Consider the following 13,372-nt stretch of genomic DNA (forward strand, 5'->3'; position numbering starts at 1 on the left):
GTCAAATTCAGACTTGACAAGTGTCAAGTTCCTGGACGAGGGTTGGCGAAATAATTTGGACAACCGTCAAGACGGCTGACCAATCGACAAATTAGGAGGAAATGCACCGCCGGGGCGCGCCAACGCTGCGCCCTGCCGACGCCGGCCGCGATCACCATTGCGCTCCAAATGCGCAGGCCCCGGCCCGCGCTGCCTCTGTCAGCACCACCATCAATCGGCAAGCAAAGGGAGGACTACGTCATGAGTGGGAAGAGCCTTGAAGGCAGGAAAGCCCTGGTCACCGGCGGCGCCCGGGGGATCGGCGCGGCGATCGCGCAGGCATTGGCGCGGTCCGGCGCCGCGGTGATGATCGGTGACATTCTGGATGACGCCGGCAAGGCCAGCGCCGCCGAGATCGCCAAGGCCGGGGTCAAGACCGGCTTCGTCAAGCTCGACGTCACCGACGATGGGCAATGGGAGCGGGCCGCCGCAGCGACGGTCGAAACTCTCGGCGGCTTCGACATCCTGATCAACAATGCCGGCATCGAGATCACCTCGCTGGTCGCCGACATCAAGGCCGAGGACGCGCGCCGCATGTGCGACGTCAACATCGTCGGCACCGTGCTCGGCATGAAGCACGCCTTCCGCGCGATGCGGCCGGGCGGCGCCGCGGGCAAGGGCGGCGCGGTCGTCAATATCGCTTCGGTCGCGGCGACGATCGCCTTCCCGAGCATCGCAGTCTATTCCGGCACCAAATCCGCGGTCGACCGCATGACGCGGGTCGGCGCGATGGAAGCCGGCAAGCTCGGCTATGGCGTGCGCGTCAACTGCATCTATCCAGGCCTGATCCCGACCGACATGGGCCTGCAGCTCGCCAACGACATCGTGAAGATCGGTCTCGCGCCCGACGTCAACGCCGCTGTCGGCTCGGTGGTGGAGCAGACGCCGCTCGGCAAACTCGCGGAGGTCTCCGACATCGCCGACGCCGCCGTGTTCCTGTGCTCGAACGATGCGCGATTCATCACCGGCATCGGCCTGCCGGTCGATGGCGGCATGGGCATGTAGCAACAAAGCCGACAACAAGCATTTCGGAGGATCGCAATGAGCGACAAGAAGCCCGTCATCGTCTATGGCGCATCCGGCTATACCGGCCGGCTGGTCTGCGAATATCTGCGCGAGTACAACATCCCCTTCATCGCCGCCGGCCGCAGCGCCGAGAAGCTCAACGCCGCGATGAAGTCGAACGTGGCCGGCATCGAGACCGCCGACTATGAGGTCGTGTCGGTGCCGCACACCGTGGCCGCGCTGACCGAATTGTTCAAGGGCGCCTCCGTGGTGCTCAACACTGTGGGCCCCTTCGCCAAGTTCGGCGGCGAGGTGGTACAGGCCTGCCTAGCTGCCAAGTGCCACTATACGGATACGACCGGCGAGCAGGACTGGCTGATCACGCTCGAACATGAGTTTGGCACGAGGTTCGCCAATGCCGGCCTGCTGCTGGCGCCGGGCATCGCGCAGATGTACACCACCGGCGAGATCGCTGCGCAGCTGTGCCTGGAAACGCCCGGCCTCGACACGCTTGATATCGCCGTGTTCTGGGGCGGCAGCCCGACCATCGCCTCGACGCAGACCATCCTGGTCAACGCCGCGATGGCCAAGGCCTACTACCTGGAGCAGAACAAGTACGTCGAGCATCAGCCCGACGCCGGCCTCTACAACCTCGCCATCCCCGGCCAGCACGAGCTGGCGCTGGCGCTGCCGTGGGGCGGCACCTCGCACCCGGTGTGGTTCAAGCAAGATCCGCGCGTCGCCAACGTGAAGGTGCTGGGCGGCGTGTTCAATCGCGCGCTGATGCTGGGCGTGCCGCAGATCGTCGCCGCCGCGCTGGAGGCGACCAAGGACATGAAGCCCGACGACCGCTACGCCGCGCTGGCGCAGACCGCTGCCGGCGTGATGAACACCATGCCGCCGCGCGAGAACCCACGCGTCAACAAGTCGCTGGATTCGGTGTATGCCTCCGGCCCGCTGGGGCGCGCGCACTGCGTCATCTACGGCAACAGCAACTACAAGCAGACCGGCATGTTGCAGGCCTATGCTGCCGCGCATCTGCTGCAGCAGCCGCCCAAGCGTGTAGGCTTCGCCTCCGGCTGTCAGGCGTTCGGCCATCGCGAGCTGCTCGGGCAATTGCGCAGTTTTGGGCTGGTCGGCAAGCCGGTCCTGACCGTGCATGATTGAGCTTGAGCCCCGCTCGGATCGGGGCTCGACACTCCTTCCCTGAAGCGTTTTCGTTTTGCTCGAAAACGCACCTTCCGCGGGTGACGCAGTAGCGCGTCACCCGCCTCTTGCGCGAGACCTGCCATGCGCTTCATCGATTATCTCGACAAGGGTGCCTCGCTCGGCGCTGACGCGCCATGCCTCACGATGGACGGACGCGACCTCAGCTATGGCGAGGTGCAGCGGCTGAGCTACCGGATCGCGCGCGGGCTCGACCGGTCGGGCATCGCTCCCGGCGAGAAGGTCGCGATCCTGTCCGGCAACGATCCGCTCGCCTTCGCCTGCGTGTTCGGCATCTCGCGCGCGGCTGCCGTGTGGTGTCCGATCAATCCGCGTAACGAGGCGCCTGAGAACAAGTTCATCCTCGATCAGTTCGATTGCAGCCTGCTGCTGTTTCATTCGAGCTTTGCGCCGATGGTCGAAGCGGTCCGGCAGGACCTGCCCAAGCTGCGTGCGCTGGTCTGTCTCGACGCCGAGCTGCCGTTCGCGCCGTCATTCGACCGCTGGCTCGGTGGGCTCGCCGACGATGTCTATCAGCGCGCCACGATCGACGATCTCGCGATGATCCCGGGCTCCGGCGGCACCACCGGCAAGCCGAAGGGCGTGATGCTGTCGGGACGCAACATCGAGGCGATGACCGCGCTGACCCTGATGGGCTACCCGTTCAAGGGCCGTCCGATTTATCTCGCGCTGGCGCCGCTGACGCATGCCGCCGGCGTGCTCTGTTTCCCCATCATGACGCTGGGCGGCCGCGTCGTGATCATGCACCACCCTGACATCGGCGCGTTCCTGGCGCTGATCGCGCGCTATCGCGTCACCCATACCTTCCTGCCGCCGACCGTGATCTACATGCTGCTCGATCATCCCGGGCTCGACGCGGCCGATCGCAGCTCGCTGCAATGTTTCTGGTACGGCGCGGCACCGATCTCGGCGACGCGGCTCGCCGAAGCCCTGAAGCGGATCGGGCCGATGGCGCAGCTGTTCGGCCAGACCGAGGCGCCGATGATGATCTCGATGATGCCGCCCGCCGATCACTACAATCCGGACGGCACCATCGCGATGGAACGACTCTCGTCGGCCGGGCGGATCGGCCCGCTTGTGCAGGCCGGCATCATGGATGGCGACGGCAAGCTGTTGCCGGCAGGATCGCGCGGCGAGATCGTGGTGCGCGGTTCGCTGGTCATGGAAGGCTACTACAAGAACCCCGAGGCCACGCGCGAGGCTTCGGCGCATGGCTGGCACCACACCGGCGATATCGGCTACATCGACGGCGACGGCTATCTCTATATCGTCGATCGCGCCAAGGACATGATCATCACCGGCGGCTTCAATGTGTACTCGATCGAGGTCGAGAACGCGTTGCGCGCCCACGAGGCGGTGCAGGATTGCGCCGTCATCGGATTGCCCGACGACAAATGGGGCGAGCGGATCGTCGCCGTGGTGCAGCCGCGCGTCGGCCACACTGTCGATGCGACCGCGCTCGCCGCCTTCGTCAAGCAGCAGATCGGCAGCATCAAGACGCCGAAGCAGATCGAGGTCTGGGACGATCTGCCGCGTTCCAAGGTCGGCAAGGTGCTGAAGCCGGACATCCGCAAGCGACTCGAGCCGCGGTTCTGATCCGCTTCGCGCGAAAGTGCCTTGTCCTGAACATGTATTGACAACCAGCCGATGACGCCGGAAGACGGACGCGCGCAACATCGCGTGTGCGAACCAGGGATGACTGATGTCCCGCGATTTTCGCCTTGATCGCGTTCCCGTCGACGTTCTCGCTTACGAGCTCGCCGAAGAGAGGGCGAGTGCGCTCGGCCGCATGGGCCGCGCGCTGGAACAGGCGCTCGCCAGGCTGCGCGAGTTCGATGCCGCCCATCCGCACACTGAAGCACCTGCGCCCACACAGCAGGCACGGCGCCTCCTGGTGCGGGAGGCCGGCCATGCGCTCTGGATGTTCGTGGTGCAGCGGGAGGCCTGCGGGCTGCGCAACAACCGCATGCTGATGCGCGACTACAACGTGCCCGGCGAGGTGCAGCTCAGCATGGGCCCTCTGCTCGCCACGTCGACCACATCGCCATAAAAAATGCGCGGGCCGCCTCGGTGACGAAGCAGGCCCGCGCATTGAATTCGCGGATGCTGAATTCAGCCGTAGATTTGCGTCAGTGGACGCTGACGGCCTGCAACTCGTTGCTCCATGCGTTCGCGACCGCGGCTTCGCGGCTGTCGGTCAGCATGATCGGCGTGCCGTCGGCGGCGTGCAGTGCGAACAGTTTGAGGCCCGGCGCGATCTTCGGCGCCTGCGGAAAGAGATCCGGCACGTCCTCGGAGCGGACCTGCTTCACGTAGGCGATATGACCTTCGCCCAGATGGGCCAGCGCTTCCGGCGTGACGCTCTCGGATTCGATGGTGGTGGTACTCAGTTCACTCATGGTCTCGACTCCTCAGTCAGATAAGCGGTCGAGTCCGCTCGTTGTTTCTATTATTCGTGCTCATTGATCGCGATTGTCTTAATGACCCGTTCAGGTTCCGGCCTGGCCAGATCAATCGACAACAACCCGTTCTTCAGATCCGCGCCCAGCACCTGCATCCCCTCCGCCAGCACGAAGGTGCGCTGGAAGTGGCGCGCGGCGATGCCGCGATGGATGTATTGCCGAGCCTTGTCGTCCTGCTGGCGGCCGCGGATGACGAGCTGATTTTCCTCAATAGTTACATCGAGTTGGTCGCGGGTGAAGCCCGCCACCGCCAGCGTGATGCGCAGCCGCTCAGGCTGCCCGTTGGTACGGTCGCACCGCTCGATGTTATACGGAGGATAGCCGTCGGCGCCCTTCACGACGCGGTCGAGCGCACGCTCGATCTCGTCGAATCCCAGAAGGAACGGACTGGACAACGATGGAACACGAGACATTACAAAGTCCTCTCGAAGCGACTTTGAGGGGCCCTTGCGGCGCCCCATGCAACCGGCGGGCCGTCTGGCCTCCGGTCAGTGAGGGATATGGGGGCGATCTGGATAGCGTTCAAGCAGCCCCGAAACCAGCCTAAGCGCCCGCAACATGAGGGTAAATTCTTCCCGATCGGTTACTCCCCGACGCGCTTGCGGCCGTCGGCGGTAAAAAGATGCAGCTTGTCGCGGGGGGCGACGGCCCGGATCCGCTCGCCGATGGCGGGACCCGAGACGCCGGGAACCCGGACGATCACCTCGCCGGGCGGCAGCTCGCCCGGATTGGTGGCAACGCCCTGCTCCTCGCGCTGGCGGCTGCCATAGACGAAGGTCTCGGCGCCGACATGCTCGATCGCCTCGACCGTGAGGCCAAGCGCGACGCCGCCGGATCCGGTCTCGCTCGAGATCACGAAATCCTCCGGCCGGATCCCGACAATGCCGGCGCCGTCGGCGCCCGTGATCTGGGACTTCAGCTCGTCCGCGCGCAGCGGCATCAGGTTCATCGGCGGCGCGCCGATGAAGGAGGCGACGAAGGTGGTCGCCGGCTTCTGGTAGATGTCCAGGGGATTACCGATCTGCTCGACCTGCCCGCCGTTCATGACGACGAGGATGTCGGCGAGCGTCATCGCCTCGAGCTGGTCGTGGGTGACGTAGATCGACGTGGTGTTGAGCCGGCGCTGCAGCTTGCGGATCTCGACCCGCATCGCGATGCGCAGCTTGGCGTCGAGGTTCGACAGCGGCTCGTCGAACAGGAACACTTTCGGTTGGCGCACGATGGCGCGGCCCATCGCGACGCGCTGGCGCTGGCCGCCGGAAAGCTGGCGCGGCTTGCGCTCCAGCATCGGCGAGAGCTCGAGGACGCGCGCGGCTTCCTCGACGCGGGTCTTGATCTCGGCCTCGGCCATGCCGCGGTTGCGCAGGCCGTAGGCCATGTTGTTGTAGACGCTCATATGCGGATAGAGCGCGTAGTTCTGGAACACCATCGCGATGTCGCGATCGGCGGGCTCGACCTGGTTGACGACGCGGCCGCCGATGTCGATCTCGCCGCCGGTGATGGTCTCGAGCCCCGCGACCATGCGCAGCAGCGTGGACTTGCCGCAGCCGGATGGGCCGACCAGCACGCAGAACTGGCCGTCGCCGACGTCGACATCGACGCCCTTGATGGCCTCGAAGCCGCCGGGATAGGTCTTGCGGACGCTGCGCAGCGTGACGTTAGCCATTACTTTTCCGTCTCCACCAATCCGCGCACGAACAGTTTCTGCATCACGACGACGACGAACACCGGCGGCAGCATCGCGAGCAACGCGGTCGCCATCACGATCGGCCATTCGGTCAGCGCGTCCGTCGTCGTGATCATCTTGCGGATGCCGACCTGGATGGTCTGCATGTCGTCGCGCGTCGTGATCAACAGCGGCCAGAGGTACTGATTCCAGCCGAGGATGAAGAGGATCACGAACAGCGCGGCCATGTTGGTGCGCGACAGCGGCAGCAGCGTATCCCAGAAGAAGCGGAACGGGCCTGCGCCGTCGATGCGGGAAGCCTCCAGCAATTCATCCGGCACGGTCATGAAGAACTGGCGGAACAGCAGCGTCGCGGTCGCCGACGCAATCAGCGGCAGCGAGAGGCCGGCATAGCTGTCGAGCAGATGCAGATCGGCGACGATCTTGTAGGTCGGGTAGATGCGTACCTCGACCGGCAGCATCAAGGTGATGAAGATGATCCAGAAGATCGCCATCCGGAACGGAAACCGGAAATACACGATCGCATAGGCCGAGATGATCGAGATCGCGATTTTGCCGACCGCGATCAAGAGCGCCATGATCAGCGAGTTCAGCATCATGTTGAGCACCGGCTCGCGGGTCGAGCCGCTCGTGCCGACAAACAGCGTCTGGTAGTAGGTCTGGAGGAAATGGCCGCCGGGCAGCAGCGACATCTGGCCGTTGGCGATCACGGCGTTGTCCTGGGTCGAGGCGACCAGCGCGAGATAGACCGGGAAGGCGACGATCGCGATCCCGATCCACAGGATGACGTGAGCCAGATAGCGCTGGAAGCCTTCCTCCTCGACCATCAGTAGGTCACCTTGCGTTCGACGAAGCGGAACTGGATCGCCGTCAGCATGACGACGATGACCATCAGGATGACCGACTGCGCCGCCGACGAGCCGAGATTGCCGCCGAGCAGGCCGTCCGTATAGACCTTGTAGACCAGCGTCTCGGTCGCCTTGCCGGGACCGCCGCGGGTCATGGTGTCGATGATGCCGAAAGTGTCGAAGAAGGCGTAGACGATGTTGATGACCAAGAGGAAGAAGATGGTCGGCGACAACAGCGGGAAGATCACGGTCCAGAACCGCCGCATCGGCCGGGCGCCGTCGATCGCGGCGGCCTCGATCACGCTCTTCGGGATGCTCTGCAGCCCGGCGAGGAAGAACAGGAAATTGTAGGAGATCTGCTTCCATGCCGCGGCGAGGATGATCAGGGCCGCCGCCTGGTCGCCGTCGAGCAGCGGATTCCAGTCGATGCCCATGGCGCGCAGATAGCGCGATAGCACGCCGAGCGAGGGGTGCAGCATGAACACCCAGAGCACGCCGACCACCGGCGGAGCCACCGCATAGGGCCAGATCAGCAGCGTGCGATACAGCGTCGAGCCGCGCAGTGGCCTGTCAGCCATGACAGCGAGCAGCAGCGCGAAGGACAGCGAGGAGACCGCGATCGCGAACGAGAACACGAAGGTCCGGACGATCGCCGCGAAATAGGCCGGCTCCTTGAACAGATCGAGATAGTTCTCGAACCAGACGAAGCTGGTGGAGAGGCCGAAGGCGTCCTGCAGCAGGAAGGACTGGATCACCGCCTGCACGGCCGGCCAGTAGAAAAAGATCAGCACGATCGCGAGCTGCGGAGCAACCAGCGCGTAAGGCAACAGCTTTGACTGGAAAATCGCTTGCTTTTGCATGGGCTCGGAAGAAGGGCAGGCCGCGGATGCGGCCTGCCGGTTGATCGCCCTAAAGCGCGATGAGATGAGGTTGGATCGTCATCGCGCCTTAGCTTGTCGTCTGGGCATGGTGGAAAACCGCTTCGCGCTTTTCCGGTTCATGCCCGAAGGCATCATGTCAGCGGACGGCGGTCTTTTCAAACTGCCGCAGCATCTGGTTGCCGCGCTCGACGGCGGCGTCCAGAGCCTGCTTGGCGGTCTTCTTGCCGGCCAGCGCCTGCTCGATCTCCTCCGACCACATGTCGCGCAGCTGCACCATGTTGCCGAGGCGCAGACCGCGGGAATTCGCGGTCGGCTCCTTGTTGGTGAGCTCGAGCAGCGGGGTCTCGAGATAGGGCTGGTCCTTGTAGAAGCCCTCTTCCTTGGCCTTGGCATAGGCGGCCTTGGTGATCGGCAGATAGCCCGAGGCCTTGTGGATCCAGACCTGGCGGTCGGTGTCCGAGAGGAAGGTCAGGAACTTGGCCACGCCCTTGTATTCCTCGGCCGACTTGCCGCCCATCACCCAGAGCGAGGCGCCGCCGATGATCGAGTTCTGCGGCGCGCCCTTGACGTCGGGATAATACGGCATCGGGGCTGCGGTGAAGTTGAACTTGGCCTGCGCCTTGACGTTGCCGAAGAACGCCGACGAGGTCAGGTAGATCGGGCATTCGCCCGAGGTGAAGCGGCCTTCGCCGGTGTTGGTGCGGCCGGCATAGTCGTAGGTCTTGTCCTTCTGCAGCTCGACCAGGTTCTCGAGATGCTTGACCTGCAGCGGGCCGTTGAATTCGAGCACGGTGTCGAAGCCGTCGAGGCCGTTGGCCTTGCTGGCGAGCGGCACATTGTGCCAGGCCGAGAGTTGTTCGAGATTGACCCAGGTGACCCACGAGCCGGAGAAGCCGCAGGTGTTGTAGCCGGCTGCCTTCAGCTTCTTGGCGTCGTCGAACACTTGCGGCCAGGTCTTCGGAATCTCCGCGATGTTGGCCTTCTTCAGCGCATCGAGATTGATCCACATCACCGTCGACGACGAGTTGAAGGGGAACGACAGCATCTCGCCCTTGGAGGTCGAGTAGTAGCCGGTGATCGCGGGCAGATAGACGCCCGGATCGAACTTCTCGCCGGCGTCGGCCATCAGCTTGTAGACCGGTTTGACGGCGCCGGTGGCGGCCATCATCGTCGCGGTGCCGACCTCGAACACCTGCATGATATGCGGCGCGTTGCCGGCGCGAAACGCGGCGATGCCGGCGTTCATGGTGTCGGCGTAGCCGCCCTTGTAGGTCGGGATCACCTTATAGTCGGATTGCGAGGCGTTGAAGTCGTTGGCCAGCTTGACGATGACGTCGTTGTTGGCGCCGGTCATTGCGTGCCACCACTGGATCTCGGTCACCGCGAACGCGGGCGACGCGAATGCAAGCGCGGCAGCGGCTGCCGCGGCAGCGCCTAGTCGTCGAAAGAACATCAAAACCCCTCCCAATTGGAACATCATCTTTCGTTGCGCGCGTTATCAGCGCCGGATGACGTTCAAATGACCGTATAAACGAAAGTCATGGTAGGGGGGAAGCCGAAGCGAAGGGAAGCGGTAAAAAAGGCGAAGACCGCAGCCGGCTCCGTGCGGTGCAGCGCCAAACGCGACGTTGCACCGCAGGGCTAACGGATGGTCGCGCTAGCGCTTGCGCTGGGGGCCGCAGACCACGCCCTTTTCAACCAGGCCGTTGATCTCGTCCTTCGAGTAGCCGAACTCGCCGAGCACTTCCGCAGCGTGCTGGCTGAACTTCGGCGGCGTGCGGCGCAGGTTCGGCTTGGTGCGTTCGAGGCGGATCGGCGAGGCGACGCCCTTGTACCAATCCTTCTCGATGACGTCGCCGCGATGAATGGTGTGCGGGTTGGTCAGCGCCTGGTCGATCTTCTGCACCGGGCCGGCCGGCAGGCCGGCGGCGAGCAGCCGGTTGCACAGTGGCTCGGCCTCGTGCTGGCTGAACACCGCGGCCAGCTCGACGCGGAGCGCATCGCGGTTGGCGATGCGGTCCTTGTTGCGGGCAAAGCGCGGGTCGGTGCCGAGCTCTGGCTTGCCGATCTCCTTGGCGAGCTTGCGGAAGGTTCCGTCATTGCCGACGCCGATGAAGATGTTGTCGGTCTTGGTCGGGAAGATCGCGTACGGAACGAGGTTGGGATGCTCGTTGCCGGTGAGCGACGGCGGCTTGCCGTGCATGAAGTAGTTCGCGGTGTGCGGATGCATGATCGCGAGCCCGGTCTCGTACAGCGTCGTCTCGATGAACTGGCCGAGCCCCGAGCGCTGCCGCTCCGACAGCGCCATCAGGATGCCGATCGTGGCGTAGAGCCCGGTGGTGATGTCGACCAGCGGCACGCCGATCCGCATCGGGCCGCTCTCCGGCGAGCCGGTCGCCGCGATCATGCCGGTCATCGCCTGGATGATCGCGTCATAGCCGGGATTGCCGCCGCGCGGGCCGTCGGCGCCGAAGCCGGAGATCCGGCAATGCACGAGGCGCGGAAATTTCGCGCGCAGCACGTCGTTGCCGATGCCCCATTTGTCGAGCGTGCCGGGCTTGAAATTCTCGATCAGCACGTCGGCGGTCTCGAGCATCTTCATCAGCACCGCGCGTCCGCCCTCGGAAGCGAGGTCGAGGCCGATCGAGCGCTTGTTGCGGTTGATGCCGACGAAATAGGCCGCATCCTCTTCATGGAACGGAGGACCCCAATCGCGCACCTCGTCGCCGGCGGGCGGCTCGACCTTGATCACGTCGGCGCCGTGGTCGGCGAGAATCTGGGTGCAATACGGACCGCCGAGCACGCGCGTCAGATCGATCACGCGCAGGCCGGTCATCGCGCCCGTAGCCGCTGGGGTATTCATGGAAGCAACCTTCGCTCAGTTGGGATCAGATAACGAGGGTCCCAGAGCTAACGGTCTTCAGCCGACCCAGCAATGCTTCCGTCGGCGCAGGCCCATGCAGCAGGCGGCGCATGCGTTCGCCAAGCGAACCAGCCGCTGAAAGAGCAATGGTCCGCCACGTGTTGCGGCGGACCATTGCGTGATGTGCAATTAGACGACGCTCAGCTTGACGTCGACATTGCCGCGGGTCGCGTTGGAATAGGGGCACACCTGGTGGGCCTTCTCGACCAGCGCTTCGGCATCGTTGCGCGCAAGGCCGGGCAGCGACACCGCGAGCTCGACGGCGAGGCCGAAGCCGCCTTCCGAGCGCGGGCCGATGCCGACCGTCGAGGTCACCGAGGCGTCGGCGGGAACCTTGGGGCCGCCCTGCGAGGCCACGAACTTCATCGCGCCGATGAAGCAGGCGGCATAGCCGGCCGCGAACAACTGCTCCGGATTGTTGCCGGCACCGCCGCCGCCACCGAGCTCCTTCGGGGTCGTGAGCTTGACGTCGAGTGCGCCGTCGAGCGTCGCCGCATGGCCGTCGCGGCCGCCGGTTGCCTTGGCGCTGGTCTTGTAGAGCACGTTCACAGACATCGTGGTCTCCCTTGGTGGGTTGGGCTTGAATTCGATGATGCATGTATTGCACGCAAATAGATTGCGCGCAATATAAAATATGCGGTCTCACATTTAATTGTTCGCAATTGAATCCGCGGTCCCGTGAGCCCAGAATGACCCGGAAACGAGATGGATTCGATGGGAATCATGGCCAGGAAACCGACGGCCGCGGATCAGGCGCTGCGGCTCGACAATCAGATCTGCTTTGCGGTCTATTCGACCGCGCACGCCTTCAACCGCGTCTACAAGCCGCTGCTCGACCGGCTCGGGCTGACCTATCCGCAGTATCTCGTGATGCTGGCGCTGTGGGAGCGCGACGACGTCGCGGTGAAGGACCTCGGCGAGCGCCTGTTCCTGGATTCCGGCACGCTGACGCCGCTCTTGAAGCGGCTGGAGGCGGCGGAGTTGATCAAGCGGACCCGGAGCACCGCGGACGAGCGGGTGGTGCTGATCGCGCTGACGCCGCAGGGCCACGCGCTGCGCGAAAAGGCCAAGGCCGTGCCGCAGTCGATCCTCGCGGCCTCGGACTGCACCGTCGGCGAACTGATGGCGATGAAGGACGAGATCGTCGCGCTGCGCGACCGGCTGAATGCGGTGCTGGGGGAGTAGGGGCGGTTAGAGGCGCTTCTTGGCGAAGGCGCGGCCGGAGTGGGATTTGAGATATTTCTCGAAGGCCAACGCTTTATACTTGTCGGGAAATGCGCAGTACCAGACCAATTCCCACGGCATAAATTTTGAGGTGTGCGCCGATTTGCCGGCGTTGTGCTCAGGAATCCGGCGCTTCAGATCTTCGGTCGCGCCGACATATTCTTGATCAGGGAAGTTGATGCTGCGGATGATGTAGACGTACCACATTCGCATCCACGGATGGCCGGACGGGCAACAGGACCTTGGCGGTCCGTCTTCGCCCTTCGGGCAACTCGTGGCTGCGCCACGCGTACCAGTAGCGCATCGCAGTTACTGATAAGATAAGTCGGCCAGTTGATCCAGTCCGTCTTCGCCCTTCGGGCTACGCCGGACACCACGCTTCGCCCTTCGGGCAACTCGTGGCTGCGCCACGCGTAGCCCGAAGGGCGAAGCGTGGTGGAGCCAGGCGGGATCGAACCGCCGACCTCTTGCATGCCATGCAAGCGCTCTCCCAGCTGAGCTATGGCCCCTTATCCAGTTGGGATGATCCTGGGGGATCGATCCCGGTCCGCGCGGCCTGGACGACTCGCGCGGCAGCACCGTTGATCATAGATCGGCGCCGATCTCAAGTCTCTTCGTCGCCGCCGACGTCACCAATGATGTCGGTGACGTCCTCATCGCCCTCTTCCTCGTCGGCGATGAAGGTCGAATCGTCGTCGTCATCGTCGTCGATGGTCTCATCGACCTCGATATCGTCCTCGGATTCGGGAACCTGGGCCTTGACCTTCCCGGTGTTCTCCTCGGCATCGGCCTCCTCGAGCGAGACCATCTCCTCGGCCTCGGCGGGCTCCGGCATGTCGGCTGCGGTCGCAGGCGAACTGACGGTGGCGCCACGGCCCCGCGGCGGGGCGATCGGCGCGATCGGCACGACTTCGCCGGTATAGGGCGAGATCACCGGATTCTTGTTGAGGTCGTAGAACTTCTTGCCCGTGGTCGGGCAAATGCGCTTGGTTCCGAGCTCGGACTTGGCCACGTGGTAATCCCAGAATTTTCCTGAAAAACGGAGCTTCACTTGGCTAGTTGAGGAGCCGCTGTCA

The 13,372-nt window shown here is 64.3% G+C and carries 15 protein-coding genes and 1 tRNA gene; 5 read left to right on the top strand and 11 right to left on the bottom strand.

Annotated features, from left to right (window positions below; all coding sequences use genetic code 11):
* Window positions 1–240 precede the first annotated feature (240 nt).
* The 4 genes from J6525_RS05220 to J6525_RS05235 all read left to right on the top strand — a co-directional run bounded on the left by J6525_RS05220 (window position 241) and on the right by J6525_RS05235 (window position 4,321).
* The gene (locus J6525_RS05220; protein ID WP_172646240.1) at window positions 241–1,044 is read left to right on the top strand and encodes an SDR family NAD(P)-dependent oxidoreductase; all 804 of its coding nucleotides are present in this window, start codon (window positions 241–243) and stop codon (window positions 1,042–1,044) included.
* Between the two features lie 36 nt (window positions 1,045–1,080).
* On the top strand, window positions 1,081–2,211 hold the full coding sequence (locus J6525_RS05225; RefSeq protein WP_225642541.1) for a DUF5938 domain-containing protein: 1,131 nt from the start codon (window positions 1,081–1,083) through the stop codon (window positions 2,209–2,211).
* A 123-nt stretch (window positions 2,212–2,334) separates the two neighbouring features.
* Window positions 2,335–3,867: an AMP-binding protein gene (locus J6525_RS05230; RefSeq protein WP_225642543.1), complete on the top strand. Its 1,533-nt coding sequence runs from the start codon at window positions 2,335–2,337 to the stop codon at window positions 3,865–3,867.
* 106 nt (window positions 3,868–3,973) lie between these two features.
* Window positions 3,974–4,321: a DUF6665 family protein gene (locus tag J6525_RS05235; RefSeq protein ID WP_225642545.1), complete on the top strand. Its 348-nt coding sequence runs from the start codon at window positions 3,974–3,976 to the stop codon at window positions 4,319–4,321.
* 79 nt (window positions 4,322–4,400) lie between these two features.
* On the opposite strand, the gene J6525_RS05240 is transcribed toward J6525_RS05235, so the two are convergent.
* The 8 genes from J6525_RS05240 to J6525_RS05275 form a co-directional block, all read right to left on the bottom strand.
* The gene (locus tag J6525_RS05240) at window positions 4,401–4,670 is read right to left on the bottom strand and encodes a BQ00720 family protein (protein ID WP_016843536.1); all 270 of its coding nucleotides are present in this window, start codon (window positions 4,668–4,670) and stop codon (window positions 4,401–4,403) included.
* Window positions 4,671–4,720: 50 nt separating this feature from the next.
* Complete coding sequence (locus J6525_RS05245; protein WP_021082592.1) at window positions 4,721–5,146, bottom strand: Hsp20 family protein; 426 nt, start codon at window positions 5,144–5,146, stop codon at window positions 4,721–4,723.
* A 170-nt stretch (window positions 5,147–5,316) separates the two neighbouring features.
* The gene (locus J6525_RS05250) at window positions 5,317–6,399 is read right to left on the bottom strand and encodes a sn-glycerol-3-phosphate import ATP-binding protein UgpC (protein WP_092081087.1); all 1,083 of its coding nucleotides are present in this window, start codon (window positions 6,397–6,399) and stop codon (window positions 5,317–5,319) included.
* Window positions 6,399–7,247 (bottom strand): sn-glycerol-3-phosphate ABC transporter permease UgpE, encoded by an 849-nt coding sequence (gene ugpE / locus J6525_RS05255; protein ID WP_225642547.1) that lies wholly within the window; start codon window positions 7,245–7,247, stop codon window positions 6,399–6,401. The genes J6525_RS05250 and ugpE overlap by 1 nt, the downstream gene beginning before the upstream one ends.
* Window positions 7,247–8,128 carry a sn-glycerol-3-phosphate ABC transporter permease UgpA gene (gene ugpA, locus J6525_RS05260; RefSeq protein WP_028337532.1) on the bottom strand — a complete coding sequence of 294 codons (882 nt, stop codon included), beginning with the start codon at window positions 8,126–8,128 and terminating at the stop codon, window positions 7,247–7,249. The genes ugpE and ugpA overlap by 1 nt, the downstream gene beginning before the upstream one ends.
* Before the next feature lie 157 nt (window positions 8,129–8,285).
* Entirely contained in the window at window positions 8,286–9,602 is a 1,317-nt protein-coding gene (gene ugpB, locus J6525_RS05265; protein WP_225642549.1) for a sn-glycerol-3-phosphate ABC transporter substrate-binding protein UgpB, read from the bottom strand.
* Window positions 9,603–9,806: 204 nt separating this feature from the next.
* Window positions 9,807–11,012, bottom strand: a complete 1,206-nt coding sequence (locus J6525_RS05270; RefSeq protein WP_076833791.1) for a CaiB/BaiF CoA transferase family protein — start codon at window positions 11,010–11,012, stop codon at window positions 9,807–9,809.
* Between the two features lie 189 nt (window positions 11,013–11,201).
* Window positions 11,202–11,627: an organic hydroperoxide resistance protein gene (locus tag J6525_RS05275; RefSeq protein WP_026192038.1), complete on the bottom strand. Its 426-nt coding sequence runs from the start codon at window positions 11,625–11,627 to the stop codon at window positions 11,202–11,204.
* A 168-nt stretch (window positions 11,628–11,795) separates the two neighbouring features.
* On the opposite strand from J6525_RS05275, the gene J6525_RS05280 reads away from it, so the two are divergent.
* A complete protein-coding gene (locus J6525_RS05280; RefSeq protein WP_057020441.1) occupies window positions 11,796–12,257 on the top strand; it encodes a MarR family winged helix-turn-helix transcriptional regulator in 462 nt (153 codons plus the stop codon).
* Window positions 12,258–12,263: 6 nt separating this feature from the next.
* Here the strand turns inward: J6525_RS05280 and J6525_RS05285 are convergent, their stop codons facing one another.
* The 3 genes from J6525_RS05285 to J6525_RS05295 all read right to left on the bottom strand — a co-directional run bounded on the left by J6525_RS05285 (window position 12,264) and on the right by J6525_RS05295 (window position 13,308).
* On the bottom strand, window positions 12,264–12,503 hold the full coding sequence (locus J6525_RS05285) for a GIY-YIG nuclease family protein (protein ID WP_225642551.1): 240 nt from the start codon (window positions 12,501–12,503) through the stop codon (window positions 12,264–12,266).
* Window positions 12,504–12,729: 226 nt separating this feature from the next.
* Window positions 12,730–12,805, bottom strand: a tRNA-Ala gene (locus J6525_RS05290).
* 95 nt (window positions 12,806–12,900) lie between these two features.
* Window positions 12,901–13,308 (bottom strand): TIGR02300 family protein, encoded by a 408-nt coding sequence (locus J6525_RS05295; RefSeq protein ID WP_057020408.1) that lies wholly within the window; start codon window positions 13,306–13,308, stop codon window positions 12,901–12,903.
* Window positions 13,309–13,372 lie beyond the last annotated feature (64 nt).

This window comes from Bradyrhizobium australafricanum (assembly GCF_020329495.1).
GTDB classification, from domain to species: Bacteria; Pseudomonadota; Alphaproteobacteria; order Rhizobiales; family Xanthobacteraceae; genus Bradyrhizobium; species Bradyrhizobium australafricanum.